Here is a 17,297-nt window from a genome sequence, read left to right as displayed (position 1 = left end):
TCCTACCCGGCGCCGCCCCGTCCCACCCGCCCGCCCGGCGGCCCGCACCGCCGGCGTCAGGCCGGAATGTCGATGAGGCCGATGGGCGAGCCGGTGGGCTGCGCGGAGCCGCCGGCGGGCTCGACCGTGATGCCGAGGGCGGTGGCCTGTTCGACGGGGCCGTCCAGCAGTTTGATGTGCCAGTTGCCGCGCCCGTTCAGGGTCCCGGCCGAGCGGGGTGTGCCCGCGTCGTCGTACCAGAGCTCGTACACCTGGTCCGAGGTCAGCTCGGGGAGCCCGGAAGCCATGAACGCGGCCCGGCTCTCGGCCCGCGAGACGACCACGCACCCGGTGGCGCCGTCGCCGAAGTCGGCCGTGCCGATCACGGCGTCGGGGGCGGCCAGCACCTCGGCGAGCTGCGCCGCCGGTCCGGCCCGGCGGAGCTCCGTACGGGCCTGCGAGGCCTCCTGGTGCTGCCAGACGGCGATGCCGCCGAAGGCGGCCGCGGCGGCCAGGCACGCGGCCAGGGCCCAGCGCAGCGGTGCGCTCGACCCGCCGCGCCGGCCCGCCCGGGGACCGGCGGCCGGGTCCGCGCGGTGGGCGGGGCGGCCGGGTTCCTGGGCCGTACCGGCGATCTGCTCCAGTACGCGCTCGCGCAGGCCGGGCGGCGGCGCGATCCCCTCGGTGGCGCAGAGGCGGACCAGGACGGGCATCAGGGCGGTCAGCTCCCGCCGGCAGCTGTCGCAGCCCGCCAGGTGGTTCGCGAACGCGCTCTCCTCGTCCGGCGGCAGTGCGTGCAGCAGGTAGGCCCCGAGGGCGGCGTGCGGGTCGGAAGCGATGCTCATCAGGACGCCTCCAAGCACGCGCGCAGCCGTTGCAGTCCGTCGCGGAGCCTGGACTTGACCGTGCCCTCCGGCGACTCCAGCGAGCGCGCCACCTCCCGGTAGGTCATGCCCTGGTAGAACGCCAGCAGGACCGCCTCCCGCTGGACCTCGGTCAGCGCCGACAGGCACCGCCTCACCTGGGCGTGCTCGTCGCGTTCCTCGACCTCCGCGGCCACTTCGTCGAAGGGGGTCGTCCGGTCCAGCAGGGCGGCCTTCTCCTCCCGCTCGCCCCGGGCCCGTACGGAGCGGACGCGGTCCACGGCGCGCCGGTGGGCCAGCACCAGCACCCATGCCCTGGCGCTGCCCAGCTCGGGGCGGAAGCGCCCCGCCGTACGCCACACCTCGACCATCACGTCCTGGGTCACCTCCGCCGCCTGGTCGGCGTCCCGCAGAATGCGGCAGACCAGTCCCATCACGGGGACGGTCAGCGCGTCGTAGACCCGGGCGAACGCGTCGCGGTCGCCTTCGGCGGCCCGCAGGAGCTGGGCGTCGAGCCCCTTGGTCTCCCCGGTTCGGAGGTCCTCGGGTTCACCGGGCGGCTCCGCGCCTTCGCCTGCCGTGTCCGCCATCCGACATCCAGTGGTCGTCCGAGTGCAGCACCGGACTTCCGATCCCATCACCATTCGGGAGCGGCCGCATCCGGAGGGGGTCCGCCGCAGCGAGGGCCCGCGGCTGCGGGCCCTCGTGAACCATCCGTCGTGCCCGCGGGCAGGGCGCCGTCAGCGGTGCCTGTCCCAGCAGACCCAATGGCCCGGGACCCAGTGCGTGTCCCAGTGCCCGGGGACGTACACCCACTTCCAGTGGCCGTTGTGGCCGCGCCAGTCGTTGTGGCCGCCGTAGCGGTGGTCGCCCTTGCGGTGGTCGCCCTTGTGGTCGCGGTCACGGTCCCAGTCGTAGCCCTTGACCCACTTCTTCTCCCAGTGGCCCTTGACCCACCGATGGTCCCAGTGCCCCTTCTTCCAGTGGCACTGCTTGCCGTGGTCGCGATCCCCGCTGACGGCGGTCGCCACGGACGACGCGGGGGCTGCGACGGCCGGTGCCGCGGCGCCGAGCGCCGCACCGCCGACCAGCATTCCCGTCGCGGCCGCGGCCACGGCCATGCGCCTGATCCGGATGGGGACGGTCATGGATCCCACCTCCTCGCCCCCGCTGGTGCGAGAGCAGTGAGTGCTGTGACACAAGTAATTCGTAGTGGGTCGCCCGCTGGATGGATGAAAAGTTCGGAAATATGAGATAGCTCCCGGAATGCGACGATGGCCGGTGCGTCGGCCGCCGCGTGCTCTCACCCCTCGTGCAGGGTCCGGAAACGATCGGGTCGCGCCGGATCCCGGTCGACGACCCGGACGGGCGCCCACGCCCACTGCCACACGCCGCTGTCCGGCGACGTACGGGAGAACCGGATCCGCCCGCGGGTCCCTTCGGCCGCGACATCCGGCCAGGACGCGGCGATGCGCTCCCGGTCGGCTCCGGGTGGCCGACGAGGAGGAGGAGGAGCGGTCGCGCGGTGGTAGACGAGCGCGTCGCAGACGGCCGCGGGGGCGAGCGTGCGCGCGTCGAGCTCGGTGACGGTGCCGCCGCGCGGCGCGAGGTGGTCCCGCAGGATGCGGGTCCCGGACGTCCAGTAGACGCTCGGCTCGGCGGCCACGGCGATCCGGTGGTGGCCCGCGGCCAGGAGGTGGTCCGCGTAGATCCGCCAGCCGTGGGACTGCGCCGGGGCGAGGCGCGCGTTCCGGTCCGTCGGCTGCTCGGTGAGCGCGTCGAGGACGGCCGACGAGCAGAGGAACGGGAGGCCGAGGGCGTCGGCCCTGGTGGCGGCGGTGCGGGCAGGTCACCACCGCCCCGGGCAACCGGATAGCACCGGCCGGAGCACCGGCGGCGGGTCCCGCGCGGGTGAGCCGGTCCGCGGTGACGGCTCCTCCGGGTTCCGGTCGCCCCCGCCGTCGCCGTCCCCGTCCCCGTCCCGCGGCGCGTCTCGGCGGTCGCGGCCTTGAGCCGTCGCTTCTCGCCCCGGTACACGAGACCGGCGCCGAAGAACCCGGCGAGGCCGATCACGGCCATGACGGCGACGAGGCGGTCCGGGGCACCGGCCGGGGGCGCGGCCCTTTGCCATACTGCTCCGATGATCAACCTGCCTGCCGCTGCGCTGGACTCGCTGTCCGGGCTCGCCTTCGGAGACGCTTTCGGCGACCGCTGGTTCGGCATCCTGCGTCGCGAAGGCCCGGCAGCCCTGGAGGCACGGATCCTGCCCCCGGATCCGCAGTGGCGGTGGAGCGACGACACCGCCCAGGCGCTCGTTCTCGTCCGGGAACTCGCCGAGGGCGGCGGCGCCGTCGACCAGGACCGCTTCGCCCTGCGCCTCGCCGAGGCCTACGCCGACGACACGCACCGCGGCTACGGCGCCTCGATGCACGACGTGCTCCGCCGGATCGGCGCGGGCGAGCCCTGGCGGGACGTGGTCACCGGGCAATTCAGCGGCCAGGGCTCCTGGGGCAACGGCGCGGCCATGCGCGTCGCCCCGCTCGGCGCCTGGCACGCCGCCGACCTCCGCACCGTCGCCTCGCAGGCCGCCAGGCAGAGCGCGGTGTCGCACCACCACCCGGAGGCCGCCGCGGGGGCGGTGGCGGTCGCCGTGGCCGCGGCGCTGGCCACGCGCAGCCGGGGCGGAGCCGCCCCGGCGCGGCCGGACTTCCTGATGGCCGTGGCCGAACGGCTGCCCGTCGGCGACGTCCGGTCCGGGGTGCGGACGGCGGCCCGGATGCCGGCGCACACCTCGGCCCGCCACGCCGCGGCGGTCCTGGGCTCCGGCTACCGGATGTCCGGGCCCGACACCGTCCCCTACGCCCTCTGGTGCGCGGCGGGACACCTCGACGACCTGCACGGGGGCCTGTGGTCCACCGTTGCCGGGCGCGGCGACATCGACACCACGTGCGCCATCGTGGGCGGGGTCGTCGCCGCTCGCACGGGCGTCGCCACGCTCCCGCCCGCCTGGCACGCAGCCCGCGAACCGCTGCCCCCGGACGTGGCGGAGCAGTGACCCGCCGCGCTTCGCCCGCCGCCTGACGGCCGCGTGTGACCAGGATTGCTACTTGGCATCAGGCAACCTTTCGTGACCTGCACTGATGCCAAGTAGCGTCAGCGGCTGGAGGGGCAGAATCAGAGAGATAGTTGGCACTTTGGTACACCGCAGGTCACGAGGCGTGTCACCCCAACGAGCGTCCCATCCGACTGCAGATCTTCGGCAGCACGAGAACAGGCGCGCGGGTGCAGCAGTTCCCCCGGTATCCACACCAGCGCAGGCACGGTCCGGGGTGGCGGACCTGTTCGACGCAGGCGTCTGCGTAGTGGCGGGGTACGGCGTCTGCAACCGCGCGGCCGCGAGGACGGCAGCCTTCGAACTACTGCCGTGCCGGAAGTTCCTTCGACTCGAAGTCCGCTCCGGCAGAGCCATGCCTACGCAGCAAGGTCATCCGTCCCGCCCCGAAGCCCAGCTGGGCGGCCAACCGGGCGCCAATCCACCCGGCCAGCGCGAGCCCCACCCGCTCCAGGGCGCGGTTGAGTCGAGTCGTGAACCGTGCGTACGGGGCAGTCCTCGCACCGAACGCAGCCGTGACCGCCTCGACATCCGCCTCGTCGATCCCAGCGAACACCAGCGAGTCCCAGAACAATGCATCGGTCAGCATGACCAGCACCATCACCGGCCGCAGCCGCCCACAGCAGAGACGGACAGAGACCTGATGGTACGTCAGTTCCTGGTGCTGGACGAGAAGGCGTAGGCGGTCTCACGCAATGCCACGCTGCACAACCGGACGCCTAGGTAACGGCGCTTCTGTCATCGCCGGCCGTTACGGTGGCCCGCATGAACGAGAACACCTACTGGACCTCGGCGCCGGACCGGATCGTGCGCGGCTCGATGAGTCTGTGCCACCTGACGGCGTTCGAGGCGCCATTCAACGTCGACCCCCGTAACCTGCCCCCCAACGACCCTCAGCGCGCACGCGCGTTCGTCGAGTCGTTCGAGGGCATCGAGGCTGTCCTGGAGGACCTCGGGCCGCGCTCCGCGCAGACCCCGCTCCCATCGGCGGCACGGTCTGATCTGGACATCGTGCACGCTGCCGCGTGGGGTGGCATGTTGAGCATCTCGACTCCCGCGTTCGCGACCGACGGCAACGACGAGCCGCTCCGGTCGGCGGCGAAGGAGTTGCGGGAGCGGTTCCCGGATGCGCGGATCGTGGGACGGGTCTCCTACCACGGGGGGATGGAGCACACCGAGAACATCGTGTGGTTGCCGGACGGAGCGATGTTCCACGCATCGGGATGGCCGGGTGATGAGCCGTTCGTCATCTCGGGCGATCCGCGTGCGGTGATCGCGTCCCTGGATCTCAGGGGGTGGATGGTGGACAACGCCGGCGTCGACCTGGACGAGCCCGCTAACGAGGTCTACTGGGCGGGCCTGGGGGGCTTGGCGCTCGGGCATTCGGATCCGTGGGGGTGGGAGGAGATGGAGACGACGGCGTTCCGTGTGCGGCACTCCGAAGGCTCGGTGAGGGACATGGAGAGCTTGTACTTCGTCTAGGCGCAAGTCGGCGTGTGCCCCTGGGGTCGAGGGTCGCGACGTGTGAACTGGCGGTCTAGGCAGTGGTGTTGGTGCTTCGTCGACACGCTTTAACTCGTCTTTACTTGTGGCGGGTGGGGGCTATGGTGGTCAGGCGGCGCGTACACGTCACGGGGGCCCACGCGCCGCCCACACCCCCTCAAGGCCCCACCGGAGAGGGAAAGACGAGCTCTTGAACTTACACATTCGCATACCGTCCAAGTGGCGGTTAGCGGCCAGGTTCACGGCCGCTGTCGGCCTGACGGCCGCGATCGTCACAACCGGGCTGCAGGCCGTCGAGGCCGCACCACCGAAGCTGCCGCCGGTCTCGGCGAAGATGAAGGCGGGATCCGGGAAGCGCTGCGACACCCGCAACGGCCTCCCGGCCGCCCCGACGACACCGCCGGACTCCGGGTTCCCCGACAACCCGACCGGGAACCTGTACAAGGACACTGCTCTCCCCAAGAACTTCGAATTCGACCTTCCGGGACAGGCGTACGACGGCCTGCAGACACCGACAGCCGCCCAGAAGACCGAGGCCCTGTCGAAGGTCCCCGGGGACCTGGACAAGAACGTCGACGCATGGAAGAAGATCGCCAACGCGTCGGGGAAGCCTGCGGACCGGGCGATGGAGATCTACGCCCGGTACTTCGCGAACAAGGAGAACCTGGGGTTCAAGCACTGGTTCGACAAGCGGTACATCCGCAATCAGATCAACAACCACAAGGGCTCGGGCTTCGAACGGCAGCTCGTCAAGGACTACAAGCTGATCGGCCCGGACTGGCTGTGTGAGGTCACCGTCGAGCTTTTCGACAAGAACGGCGACAAGGTCGGCGAGCGCCGGTACGACGCCTACAACCAGAAGAGCAAAGAGTTCAACGAGTTCAAGTCGAACTCGAAGCTGACGGCTAAGCAGCTTGCGAATGACCGGGTCGTCGCCAAGTCGATGCCCGACCACAAGTTCCGCTTCACCGGCGCGAAGCCCTTCACCAAGGGCCAGGTCAAGCACATCGACGACCTGGAGCGCGACGTCCGCAACATGCGGAACGGGAAGACCGGGCAGGTGCGCGGAAACCAGCGCATGTACAACCCGGTGCCCAAGATGACCCCGATCAAGGGGTATTCGGACCATCAGCGGTGGTTCGCGCCCGCCTGCCAGACCGGCACGACGCAGCTCGCGGCGGTCGGCGCCAACACGTGCGGCACCCGCGGCCCCGCCAACGACCGGGCCCTATCCTCCGGGAAGACCCTGGAAGAGGCGAAGCGTTACCAGCGGGACGCCAACCGCCTCGACCCGAGGGGCACCCTCCCCAGGGGCGGCCCGGGCGGCGTCGACTTCACCACCATGGAACTCCGGTACGTCGGCGGCCTCGAAAAGGGCAAGGGCATGAGCTACTCCATGCGCGCCGACCAGATGCCCGACCCGGACAACAACCCCGGCTTCGGCGGCGAAGCCCGGATGCAGCTCTCCTCCGACGCCCTGTTCACCTGGCTCGCCCTGACCCCCGAAAAGTTCTGGGTCAACCTGAACCCGGACCAGCCGGGCAAGGTCATGGACGCCAAGTTCGGCAAGACCGACGCCGGCCGCGTCCTCCTCGACGCCGACCTGGTCATGAAGCACGACTTCTCCGAAGCCCTGAACCCCAACAAGCATCCCGGCGGCAAGCTGTACTGGGACACCGCGCCGCGCCGCAACGGCATCCCCTGCTTCCCCGGTACCCGCTTTTGGATCGAGCCCGACGAGGCCAAGGTCCGCGAGCAGGACGGCGGGATCTACATCCTCGAATCGCCAATGGACGTCTCCGCCCAGTGGCTGGACGTCGACTACACCGTCCCCGGCTCCACCGAATGCACCGACCTCTCGGACGCCGAGAAGAAGGCCATCGAACGCTCGGTCAACGCCAACATCGTCCCGGTCATCCAGGAGCGAGTGAACAAGGACCCCAAGTACGCCGAGCTGCGCGCCGTCTACAACGCCCGCGTCGCCGCCGAGTACATCCGTCAGCAGGACGCCAAGTCCCCTACGGACTTCCACGACGTCATCAACTCCAACGACGTCTCGGCCTGGCCGATCCGCGCTCCGCATGAGGACTGGACCCGTGAAAAGGTCTGGGACAAGTACATGCAGTCCATCAAGGAGGGCATCGAGTGGTTCGAGCTGGAGTATGGCGGCAAGCTGTACAAGCAGGGTGTCGGCGGCGTCGACTTCTCCAAGCAGCCCAAGCAGAACATCCCCAAGGCCCAGTTCGACGCCCAGAACCGGGACCTGGACAACACCACCGTCAACTCCGGCAAGTCCGATGACGCCTCCTACCGGGACCTCGACACCTTGTACCTCGGCGGAGGCCCGGTCACAGACGGCAGCGGCGAGGACCCGGGCGGCGAAGATCCCGGCGACGACCCCACCCCGACGCCGACCCCGTCGGGCACCGGCAAGCCGACCAACCCCCCGACGACCCCGGCCCCGGACCCCACGAACGCCGGCGGCGGTGACAACACGCCGCCCACACCGGAGGACCCCGACGGCGACCTCGCCGACACCGGCTCCAACACACCGGTGGGCCTGATCGCCGGTGTCGCCGCTGCCCTAGCAGCGGCCGGCGTCACCCTCACGTGGTGGATGCGGCGCCGCCGCACCGCGCAGGAGTAGCCTGGCCAGGCAGTCACGTCTCACAGTGAAGGGCTCCACCCGTAAGTACGAGCCGGGTGGAGCCCTTCGCCGTCCCGCCCAGGATCCAGACGGGCTCCCTTGCGGTCACACGGCGGCCAGCCGATCATCCATACATCCAACGAACCGTAGGGATGAGTCCTCGCGTGCCCCTTACCAACGCGCCACTCACTGCGCCGAGACTTGGCGGCGGTAACGGCGATGGCGATGGCGATGGCGATGGCCAGGGTGCGGCGGCTGATGTTGCTATCGACCGTAAAGGGGCGGGGTCGGGGGTGGTGGGGTGGTCGGCGGGCCCGGCCGGGTCGGCCGGGCCCCGGGGTGCGGGCTGTAGGGGTTCGTGGTGCCTGGCCCCGTAGTGCCAGGGCCGGAATGATGTCTGAGGGGCATGCAGCCCTAAAGGCCGGAGTCAACCTCCGCGGTGAGGATGACCTTGGCGCCAACTAGACATCCTAAGCGCCAACCAAAAATCCTCGTCACACCGCGTCAGCGGCGCACCCGGGGCATGCCGAGGCCGATCCAGGAGATGATCTCCCGCTGGATCTCGTTGTTGCCGCCGCCGAAGGTGAAGATCACGGCGCTGCGGTAGCCCCGTTCCAGCTCGCCGTGCAGGACCCCGCCGGCCGAGCCGTCCTTGAGGGAGCCGGCCGCGCCGACGACCTCCATGAGCCAGGCGTAGGCGTCGCGGCGGGCCTCGGAGCCGTACACCTTCACCGCCGAGGCGTCCTGCGGGGTGAGGGTGCCGGCCTGGACCGCGTTGACCATCTGCCAGTTGAGCAGCTTCATGGCGTCGAGCCGGGCGTGGGTGCGGGCCAGGCGGCCGCGGACCCAGGACAGGTCGATGACGCGCCGGCCGTCGGCGAGCTTGGTCTCGGCGGCCCAGCGCTGGACGTCGTGCAGTGCCCGGATGGCCATCGTGCCGTGGGCGGCGAGGGTGACGCGCTCGTGGTTGAGCTGGTTGGTGATCAGGCGCCAGCCCTTGTTCTCCTGGCCGACCCGGCGGCTCGCGGGGACGCGGATGTTCTCGTAGTAGCTCGCGGTGGTGTCGTGTGAGGCGAGGGTGTTGATGAGGGTGCAGGAGTAACCGGGGTCGGACGTCGGCACCAGGAGCATGGTGATGCCCTTGTGCGCGGGGGCGTCCGGGTCGGTGCGGACGGCGAGCCAGACCCAGTCGGCGGTGTCGCCGTTGGTCGTCCAGATCTTCTGGCCGTCGACGACGTAGGTGCCGTTCTCCTCGTCGCCCTCGCGGACCGCCCGGCACTTGAGCGCGGCGAGGTCGGTGCCGGCGTCGGGCTCGCTGTAGCCGATGGCGAAGTCGATCTCGCCGGCGAGGATCCCGGGGAGGAAGTACGCCTTCTGCTCCTCGGTGCCGAACTGCATGATCGTCGGCCCGACGGTGTTGAGCGCCATCAAGGGCAACGGCACGACGGCCTGCGCCGCCTCGTCGAAGAAGATGAACTGGTCCATCGGGGACATGCCCCGGCCGCCGTACTCCTCGGGCCAGCCGACCCCGAGCCAGCCGTCGGCGCCGAGCCGGCGGATGGTCTCCCGGTAGAAGCGCTTCTGGGCCGCCGGGTCCTCGTAGCGGGCGTAGACGTCCTGCGGCACCAGCTCGGCGAAGTAGGCGCGCAGCTCGGTGCGCAACTGCTGCTGCTCAGGCGTGTATTCGAGGTGCACGGCCCCTCCGGGAGTCTCGCGGTCCAGCCGGCCGCCACGGTGGCAGCGGGGGCAGACTAGAACCTGTTTCAAGAATCCGGAAGGTCGGTGGCCGGGGTTTCCCCCTGCGTACGTACGCCGACGGCGCGGCGGGCCGGGGGATCCCGGCGGGCAGCGGGAGCCGGCAGCGGTCGCCGCTGCGCGTCCGCCGCGCCCGGGTGCCGGTCAGTCGAGTGCGCTGATCATGGCTTCGGCGGTCGCCGCCATCGCCGCCCGGGCGGCCGCCAGGTAGGGGCGCGGGTCCGCCGGGGTCAGGTGGGCGCGGATGGCCCCGGTCATGGCCACGTTCAGCGCGGTGCCGATGTTGACCTTGCGGATGCCGCCCGCGACGGCGGCCGCGAGCTCGGCGTCCGGCAGCCCGGAGGAGCCGTGCAGGACGAGCGGCACGTCGACCGCCTTGGCGAGCCGGCCCAGCAGGGCGTGGTCGAGGGACGCGGTCCGGCTGGTCATCGCGTGGCTGCTGCCGATCGCGACGGCCAGTGCGTCCACCCCGGAGTCGGCGACGAACCGCCGGGCCTCGTCCGGGTCGGTCCGGGCGCCGGGCGCGTGCGGGTCCAGGGGCGCGGCGCCGTTCTTGCCGCCGACCTCGCCGAGTTCGGCCTCGATCCACAGCCCGTTGGCGTGCGCCCAGTCCGCGGCGGAGCGGGTCGCCTCCAGGTTCTCGCCGTACGGGAGGTGGGCGGCGTCGTACATCACCGAGCTGTAGCCCGCGTCGCAGGCCTGGCGGAGCAGTTCGGTGCTCTTGACGTGGTCCAGGTGCAGGCCGACCGGCACGCCGGCGGCCTCCGCGCAGGCGGCCGCGGCGCGGGAGATGGGCAGGAGCCTGCCGCCGCGGAACTTCACGGCGTTCTCACTCAGCTGCAGGATGACGGGCAGCCCGGCGGCCTCGGCCCCGGCGACGACGGCCTCGGCGTGCTCCAGGGTGATGATGTTGAAGGCGGCGACGGCGCGGCCGGCGGCGGCCGCCTCAAGGACGAGCGGGCCCGCGGGAACGAGGCTCATCGGACCGCCTCCTCTCCGGCGGTCAGGATCACCGAGCGGGTGAGGTGGCGCGGCGCGTCCGGGTCGAGCTGCCGGTGGGCGGCGACGGCGAGGGCGAGGCGGTGCACCCGGACCAGTTCGGCGAGCGGGTCGAGCCGTCCGGCCACCCACGCGGCCCCGGTGGCCAGTACCTGATCGGCGAGGCCCTCGGGTGCCTCGTCGAGCGACCAGGTGACGGTGCCGGGACCGGAGACGCTGATCGGCCCGTGCCGGTACTCCATCGCGGGGTAGGACTCGGCCCAGGACAGCGAGGCCTCGCGCATCTTGAGGGCCGCCTCGTGCGCGAGCCCGACGCTCCAGCCCCGGCCGAGGAAGGTGAACTGGCTCCGGCCCGAGAGTTCGGCGGGGAGCGGCTCGGCGAGGGCGGTACGGGCGTCGGCGACCGCTGCCGGGGAGTGCAGTCCGGCGTGGGCGCGGAGCAGGGTGAGGGCGGTGGTCGCGAACCGGGTCTGCACGACGGACCGTTCGTCGGCGAAGTCGAGGACGACGACCTCGTCGGCGAGGGTCGTCACGGGGGTGGCCGGATCCCCGATGACCGCGGTGGTGGGCATGCCCGCGTCCCGCAGGCCGGCCAGCAGGTCCAGCACCTCGGTGGTGGTGCCGGACCGGGTCAGGGCGAGCACCCGGTCGTAGCGGCGGTGGCGGGGGAACTCCGAGGCGGGGAACGCGTCGGTCTCGCCCTGCCCGGCCTCCTCGCGCAACACGGCGGCGGCCTGGGCCATGTAGTACGAGGTCCCGCACCCGACGATCGCGGTACGCTCCCCCGGCCGCGGCAGCACCGCCCGGCTCGCCGGGGCCAGTTCGGCGGCCCGCTCCCAGCATGCGGGCTGCGTGCCCAACTCGTACGCGACGTGGCTCATACAGGCTCCCTCATTCGACAGGCGACTCTGGATGCGTATTTCTGTAAGATATCGCGCCCTTTCGCGCAACTTCAAGCATCGACGGGGTGACCGGCTGGGTTAAAGTCGGCAGGTGGGCCAAGGGAGAACGCGCAAGAGCAGAGAGGGGGGCGGCCGATGACCCGCAAGGAGCGCTGGCAGACCCTGCTGGACCTGCTGGTGGAGCGGGGCGAGCTGGAGGTGGAGCCGGCCGCGGAGGCGCTGGGCGTCTCCGCCGCGACGATCCGCCGCGACCTCGACCAGCTCGCCGAACAGCAGCTGCTGGTCCGCACCCGCGGCGGCGCGGTCCCGCACGGCGTCTCGTACGAACTGCCGCTGCGCTACCGCAGTTCGCGCCGGGCCCCCGAGAAGGGGCGCATCAGCGAGGCGGTGGCGGCCCTGATCGCCCCGGGCGAGGTGATCGGCCTGACCGGTGGCACCACGACCACGGAGGTCGCGCGGGCCCTGGCCGGACGCGCCGACCTGGCCTCGGGCTCGCCGGCGCTCACGGTGGTGACCAACGCGCTCAACATCGCGGGCGAGCTGGTGATCCGGCCCCAGTTCAAGATCGTGCTGACCGGCGGGGTCGCCCGCCCCCAGTCGTACGAGCTCACCGGGCCGCTCGCCGAGCAGGTGCTCGGCCAGCTGGCGGTGGACACCGCGGTGGTCGGCGTGGACGGCTTCGACCCCGTCGACGGCGCGGCGACCCGCCACGAGGACGAGGCCTCGGTGAACCGCCTGCTGTGCGAGCGGGCCGGCCGGGTGGTGATCGCGGCGGACTCCAGCAAGCTGGGCGTGCGCGCGTTCGCCCGTATCTGCGCGACCTCGGCGGTGGACGTCCTGGTGACGGACACGGGCCTGCCCGCGGAGGTGACGAAGGCCTTCGAGGCGGCGGGCGTGGAGGTACTGAGGGTCTGAGGGAGTGCGGGTCTGACGGAGCGCGGGTCTGACGGAGCGCGGGTCTGACGGACCGCGAGTTGGCGGGAGTGCGGACGGCCCGGCGGTCAGGGGGTCGGCAGGCGATCCGACGCGCGCACCAGGGCGGCCAGCACCGGCGCGATCAGCGGGTGGGACTCGGCGCCGCGCCGGGCGGCGGCGAAGACCCGGCGCGTGGCGGCCGGGCCGGTGACGGGGCGCACCCGGACCTCCTTGAGGTCCATACCCCGCAGCGCCGAACGCGGTACCAGGGCCACCCCGGCGCCCGCGCCCACCAGTGCCGTCACGGCCCGGAAGTCGTCGGAGGAGTGCGCGAACCGGGGCTGGAATCCGGCCAGTTCACAGGCCAGCAGGGTCACGTCGTGGCACGGGTTGCCCGGGTACTGGCCCACCCAGTCCGCGTCGGCGAGGTCGGCCAGGCACACCGCGGGCAGGTCGGCGAGGGGGTGCCCCGGGGGCAGTACCGCGTCGAAGGGTTCCGCGTACAGGGGGACGACGGACAGCCGCTGGTCGTCCGCGCCCGGCCCGCCCCGGTACTCCACCGCGAGGGCCACGTCGGCCTCGCCGTCCAGCAGCATGGGCAGGCTCTGGTCCCCCTCGGCGTCCCGGACCCGCAGCCGGATGCCCGGGTGGTCGAGGGAGAGGCGGGAGATCGCCGGGGCGAGGACCTCGGCGATGCCCGTCGCGAAGGCGGCCACGGTCACCGACCCCGCCGTGCCGCCCGCGTACGCCGCGAGTTCGGCCTCCGCCCGTTCCAGCTGGGCCACCACCTCGTGGGCGTGCCCGAGGAGGATCTCGCCGGCCGCGGTGAGCCGTACCCCGCGGCCGCTGCGGGTGAGCAGCACGTGGCCCGTCTCCTGTTCCAGCGCCGCGAGCTGCTGGGATACGGCCGACGGGGTGAGGTACAGGGCTGCGGCCGCGGCGGTCACCGTACGGTGGTCCGCCACGGCGCGCAGGATGCGCAGCCTGCGGGGGTCGATCACCCCTCCATTGTCTCAGCCGGCGGACGTGCCGAGCGCCGCGCGGGCGTCGATGAAGGCGGCCACCGCGCGCTCGACGTCGGCCGTCGAGTGGGCCGCCGACAGCTGGACGCGGATGCGGGCCGCGCCGAGCGGGACCACGGGGTACGAGAAGCCGATCACGTACACGCCGCGCTCCAGCAGCAGGTCGGCCATCTTGGCCGCCTCCGCCGCGTCGCCGATCATCACGGGGGCGATGGCGTGGTCGCCGGGCAGGATCTCGAATCCGGCCTCGGTCATCTTCGTACGGAAGAGGGCGGTGTTGGCGGCGAGCCGCTCGCGCAGGTCACCGGCCGACTCCAGCAGGTCGAGGACCGTGAGGGAGGCCGCGGCGATGACCGGGGCGAGGGAGTTGGAGAAGAGGTACGGACGCGAGCGCTGGCGCAGCAGCTCCACGATCTCGGCGCGCGCAGCGACGTAGCCGCCGGAGGCGCCGCCGAGGGCCTTGCCGAGGGTGCCGGTGATGATGTCGACGCGGTCCATGACCCCGTGCAGCTCGGGGGTGCCGCGGCCGCCGGAGCCGACGAAGCCGACGGCGTGGGAGTCGTCGACCATGACCATGGCGTCGTAGCGCTCGGCCAGGTCACAGATCTCCGCGAGGGGGGCGACGTAGCCGTCCATGGAGAACACGCCGTCGGTGACGATCAGGCGGCGGCGGGCGTCCTGCGACTCCTTGAGCCGGGTCTCCAGCTCGGTGAGGTCGCGGTTGGCGTAGCGGTAGCGGCGGGCCTTGGAGAGGCGGATGCCGTCGATGATCGAGGCGTGGTTGAGGGCGTCGGAGATCACCGCGTCCTCGGCGCCGAGGAGGGTCTCGAAGACGCCGCCGTTCGCGTCGAAGCAGGAGGAGTACAGGATGGTGTCCTCCTGGCCGAGGAACGCCGACAGCCGCGCCTCCAGCTCCTTGTGCACCTCCTGCGTGCCGCAGATGAAGCGCACGGAGGCCATGCCGTAGCCCCAGCGGTCCAGCGCGTCCTTGGCGGCGGCGACGACGTCGGGGTGATCGGCCAGCCCGAGGTAGTTGTTGGCGCAGAAGTTGAGGACTTCGCCCGCGGCGCCGCCCGAGGTGACGGCCACGGCCGCGTTCTGCGGGGTGCCGATGACGCGCTCGGGCTTGTGCAGACCGGCGGCGCGGATCTCGTCGAGGGTGGTGCGCAGGTCCTCGCGGACGGACTCGAACATGGTGCGGTTCTCCTTCTACGGCGGAGGCGGGGCGTACGGACGGGGCGTACGGACGACGAGGGGGGCCGGGCCCCGCGGAGGGGGGAGGGTGGGCGGGGCCCGGCCGGGGGAAGGTGGTCTGTGGGGTCCGGGGGTCCGGGGGCCCGGGGGTCCGGGGGTCCGGCGCGGCGTGAGCCGCTGGACCGTGGGAGGACTCCGGGGTGGGTTACGCCGTCCAGTCCAGGATGATCTTGCCGCTCCGGGCGGTCGACGCCTCGTCGAACGCGGCCTCGAAGTCGCCGTGCGCGTAACGGCCGGTGATGACGGGGCTGAGGTCCAGCCCGCCTTCCAGCAGGACCGTCATCGCGTACCAGGTCTCGAACATCTCACGGCCGTAGATGCCCTTGATCGTGATCATCGAGGTGACCACCTTCGCCCAGTCCACCGGGAACTCCTGCGCGGGCAGGCCCAGCATGGCGATCCGGCCGCCGTGGGTCATGTTGTCGATCATGTCGCGCATGGCCTCGGCGCGGCCGGACATCTCCAGGCCGATGTCGAAGCCCTCGCGCAGGCCCAGCGAGCGCTGCGCGTCGGCGATGGAGGTCTCGGCGACGTTCACGGCGAGGGTGGCGCCCGCCTTGCGGGCGATCTCCAGCCGCTCCGGGCTGACGTCCGTGATCACGACGCTGCGCGCACCGGCGTGGCGGGCCACCGCCGCCGCCATGATCCCGATCGGGCCCGCGCCGGTGATCAGCACGTCCTCGCCGACGAGGGGGAAGGACAGCGCGGTGTGCACGGCGTTGCCGAAGGGATCGAAGATGGCCGCGACGTCGAGGTCGACGGCGGTGCGGTGCACCCACACGTTCTGCGCGGGCAGCACGACGTACTCGGCGAAGGCGCCGTCGCGCCCGACGCCGAGTCCGATGGTGCTGCGGCACAGGTGGCGGCGTCCGGCCAGACAGTTGCGGCACCTGCCGCACACCAGGTGGCCCTCGCCGCTGACCAGCGCGCCGACCTCGATGTCGCGGACGTCCGCGCCGAGCGCGGCCACCTCGCCGACGAACTCGTGGCCGAGGACGAGCGGGGTCTTGACGGCGCCCTGCGCCCAGCCGTCCCAGGCCCGGATGTGCAGGTCCGTTCCGCAGATGCCGGTGCGCAGCACCCGGATCAGCACGTCGCCGGCGCCGTACTCGGGCTCGGGGACGTCCATGAGCCACAGACCGGGCTCGGCCTTGTGCTTGACGAGTGCCTTCATGGGTGGCTCCAGGCATGCGGAACGGGACGCCGGGGCCGCGGAGGCGCGGGTGGCGCGTGTGACGGGACCAATCTGCCGAGCGGCATGGTGATCAGTCCATCGAGACTTTCTTAAGCAGGCGTCCAGCGCAGCTTCACGCCTATGCTCTCCCCGGGGCTCGCGCCGGGGAGGCGCGGGGGAAATGGGGAGGTGAGGGGCGTGCCGAGTCTGCGCAGCAGGGCGTTTTCGGTGGCGCTGACCGCGACGGGACGGCGAAGACGGTTCGCGAGCGCGGAGGTGGTGCGGACCCGGGTGGCCCAGTCCGCCCGGCGGCCCGCGTCGCACCTGCCGCCGCGGTCGCTGGGCCGGGTCGCGGACATCTCGCGGACGTTCGTCGGGGCCTGGCCGGTGTACGACGTCTGCCCGCGCGGGGCCGAGCCGGACGCCCGGGTGCTGTACTTCCACGGCGGCGGCTTCGTGGACGAACTGGAGCGCCCGCACTGGGCGCTGGTCCGGGAGCTGGTCGTGCGGGCGCGGGCGCGGGTCGTCGTACCGGCGTACATCCTCGCGCCGCGCGGAACCGCGGACCGGACGGTGCCGGTCGCCGCCGACCTGCTCAGCGGCCTGATCGAGAGCGGCGGCGCGGGCGGCACCGTGCTCCTCGGGGACTCCTCCGGGGCCGGGCTGGCGCTGGCGGCCGCCCAGCGGCTGCGCGACCGCACCCGGACGCAGCCCTCCCGGATCGTGCTGGTGTCCCCCTGGCTGGACGTGACCATGAGCCATCCGGACCAGGCGGCCATCGAGGCGGCCGATCCGCCGTCGGCCCGGCCGGGCCTGCTGGAGGCCGGACGGCTGTACGCGGGGACCCTCGCGGCCGAGGACCCTCGGGTGAGCCCGCTGCGCGGGACGTTCGCGGGCCTGGCGCCGCTGACGGTGTTCACGGGGACCCGGGACGTGCTCGCCACGGACAGCAGGGAACTGCTGCGCCGGGCCCGCGCGGCCGGGGTGGAGGTGGACCTCCACGAGGCGGTGGGGCTGCCGCACGGGTACCCGCTGCTGCCGGTGCCGGAGGGCCGGGCGGCACGCGACCGGATCGTGGAACTGGTCCGGTCTGCGGCGGACGGCTGAGGGAGGGACGGCCCGGACCCGGGACCGGCCCGTGCGCCTCGCCTTATGGCGTGCCGCACCCCCGC

Annotated in this window: 15 protein-coding genes and 1 pseudogene; 5 read left to right on the top strand and 11 right to left on the bottom strand. The window is 72.3% G+C overall.

The genetic code is table 11. The features are described from left to right. Window positions 1-56 precede the first annotated feature (56 nt). The 4 genes and pseudogenes from ACFWTC_RS04350 to ACFWTC_RS04335 all read right to left on the bottom strand — a co-directional run. The gene (locus ACFWTC_RS04350; protein WP_384026367.1) at window positions 57-824 is read right to left on the bottom strand and encodes an anti-sigma factor domain-containing protein; all 768 of its coding nucleotides are present in this window, start codon (window positions 822-824) and stop codon (window positions 57-59) included. Beyond that, window positions 824-1,432, bottom strand: coding sequence for an ECF RNA polymerase sigma factor SigK (sigK, locus tag ACFWTC_RS04345; protein WP_383915428.1), 609 nt, complete (start codon window positions 1,430-1,432; stop codon window positions 824-826). The genes ACFWTC_RS04350 and sigK overlap by 1 nt, the downstream gene beginning before the upstream one ends. 150 nt (window positions 1,433-1,582) lie before the next feature. Then, a complete protein-coding gene (locus ACFWTC_RS04340) occupies window positions 1,583-1,990 on the bottom strand; it encodes a hypothetical protein (RefSeq protein ID WP_383915429.1) in 408 nt (135 codons plus the stop codon). A 155-nt stretch (window positions 1,991-2,145) separates the two neighbouring features. Beyond that, a pseudogene (locus tag ACFWTC_RS04335) lies at window positions 2,146-2,688 on the bottom strand (hypothetical protein); the annotation flags it as partial. 294 nt (window positions 2,689-2,982) lie between these two features. On the opposite strand from ACFWTC_RS04335, the gene ACFWTC_RS04330 reads away from it, so the two are divergent. Beyond that, window positions 2,983-3,897 (top strand): ADP-ribosylglycohydrolase family protein, encoded by a 915-nt coding sequence (locus ACFWTC_RS04330; RefSeq protein ID WP_384026370.1) that lies wholly within the window; start codon window positions 2,983-2,985, stop codon window positions 3,895-3,897. Window positions 3,898-4,258: 361 nt separating this feature from the next. Here ACFWTC_RS04330 and ACFWTC_RS04325 read toward each other — a convergent pair whose 3' ends face one another. Continuing rightward, window positions 4,259-4,543 (bottom strand): hypothetical protein, encoded by a 285-nt coding sequence (locus tag ACFWTC_RS04325; protein WP_383915431.1) that lies wholly within the window; start codon window positions 4,541-4,543, stop codon window positions 4,259-4,261. Between the two features lie 176 nt (window positions 4,544-4,719). Between ACFWTC_RS04325 and ACFWTC_RS04320 the strand changes: the two genes are divergently transcribed. Together ACFWTC_RS04320 and ACFWTC_RS04315 are read left to right on the top strand one after the other, a co-directional pair. Further along, entirely contained in the window at window positions 4,720-5,436 is a 717-nt protein-coding gene (locus ACFWTC_RS04320; protein ID WP_383915432.1) for a DUF6333 family protein, read from the top strand. Window positions 5,437-5,791: 355 nt separating this feature from the next. Then, window positions 5,792-8,104, top strand: coding sequence for a hypothetical protein (locus ACFWTC_RS04315; protein WP_384026372.1), 2,313 nt, complete (start codon window positions 5,792-5,794; stop codon window positions 8,102-8,104). A gap of 504 nt (window positions 8,105-8,608) precedes the next feature. On the opposite strand, the gene ACFWTC_RS04310 is transcribed toward ACFWTC_RS04315, so the two are convergent. From ACFWTC_RS04310 to ACFWTC_RS04300, 3 genes are all read right to left on the bottom strand, one after another. Further along, window positions 8,609-9,799 (bottom strand): acyl-CoA dehydrogenase family protein, encoded by a 1,191-nt coding sequence (locus ACFWTC_RS04310; protein ID WP_384026375.1) that lies wholly within the window; start codon window positions 9,797-9,799, stop codon window positions 8,609-8,611. Window positions 9,800-10,003: 204 nt separating this feature from the next. After that, window positions 10,004-10,840, bottom strand: coding sequence for a class II fructose-bisphosphate aldolase (locus ACFWTC_RS04305; RefSeq protein WP_383915435.1), 837 nt, complete (start codon window positions 10,838-10,840; stop codon window positions 10,004-10,006). Then, window positions 10,837-11,739 (bottom strand): SIS domain-containing protein, encoded by a 903-nt coding sequence (locus tag ACFWTC_RS04300; protein ID WP_383915436.1) that lies wholly within the window; start codon window positions 11,737-11,739, stop codon window positions 10,837-10,839. The genes ACFWTC_RS04305 and ACFWTC_RS04300 overlap by 4 nt, the downstream gene beginning before the upstream one ends. Before the next feature lie 156 nt (window positions 11,740-11,895). Here ACFWTC_RS04300 and ACFWTC_RS04295 point away from each other — a divergent pair, with 156 nt between their 5' ends. Next, entirely contained in the window at window positions 11,896-12,675 is a 780-nt protein-coding gene (locus ACFWTC_RS04295) for a DeoR/GlpR family DNA-binding transcription regulator (RefSeq protein ID WP_383915437.1), read from the top strand. Window positions 12,676-12,761: 86 nt separating this feature from the next. On the opposite strand, the gene ACFWTC_RS04290 is transcribed toward ACFWTC_RS04295, so the two are convergent. From ACFWTC_RS04290 to tdh, 3 genes are all read right to left on the bottom strand, one after another. Continuing rightward, on the bottom strand, window positions 12,762-13,676 hold the full coding sequence (locus ACFWTC_RS04290) for a LysR substrate-binding domain-containing protein (RefSeq protein WP_383915438.1): 915 nt from the start codon (window positions 13,674-13,676) through the stop codon (window positions 12,762-12,764). A gap of 12 nt (window positions 13,677-13,688) precedes the next feature. After that, window positions 13,689-14,891, bottom strand: coding sequence for a glycine C-acetyltransferase (locus tag ACFWTC_RS04285; protein ID WP_384026377.1), 1,203 nt, complete (start codon window positions 14,889-14,891; stop codon window positions 13,689-13,691). A 205-nt stretch (window positions 14,892-15,096) separates the two neighbouring features. Further along, complete coding sequence (gene tdh, locus ACFWTC_RS04280) at window positions 15,097-16,125, bottom strand: L-threonine 3-dehydrogenase (RefSeq protein WP_383915440.1); 1,029 nt, start codon at window positions 16,123-16,125, stop codon at window positions 15,097-15,099. A 198-nt stretch (window positions 16,126-16,323) separates the two neighbouring features. Here tdh and ACFWTC_RS04275 point away from each other — a divergent pair, with 198 nt between their 5' ends. After that, the gene (locus ACFWTC_RS04275; RefSeq protein ID WP_383915441.1) at window positions 16,324-17,232 is read left to right on the top strand and encodes an alpha/beta hydrolase fold domain-containing protein; all 909 of its coding nucleotides are present in this window, start codon (window positions 16,324-16,326) and stop codon (window positions 17,230-17,232) included. Window positions 17,233-17,297 lie beyond the last annotated feature (65 nt).

The sequence above is a fragment of the Streptomyces sp. NPDC058619 genome, from assembly GCF_042717785.1.
GTDB lineage: Bacteria > Actinomycetota > Actinomycetes > Streptomycetales > Streptomycetaceae > Streptomyces.
This window is presented reverse-complemented; position numbering and strand designations above follow the sequence as displayed.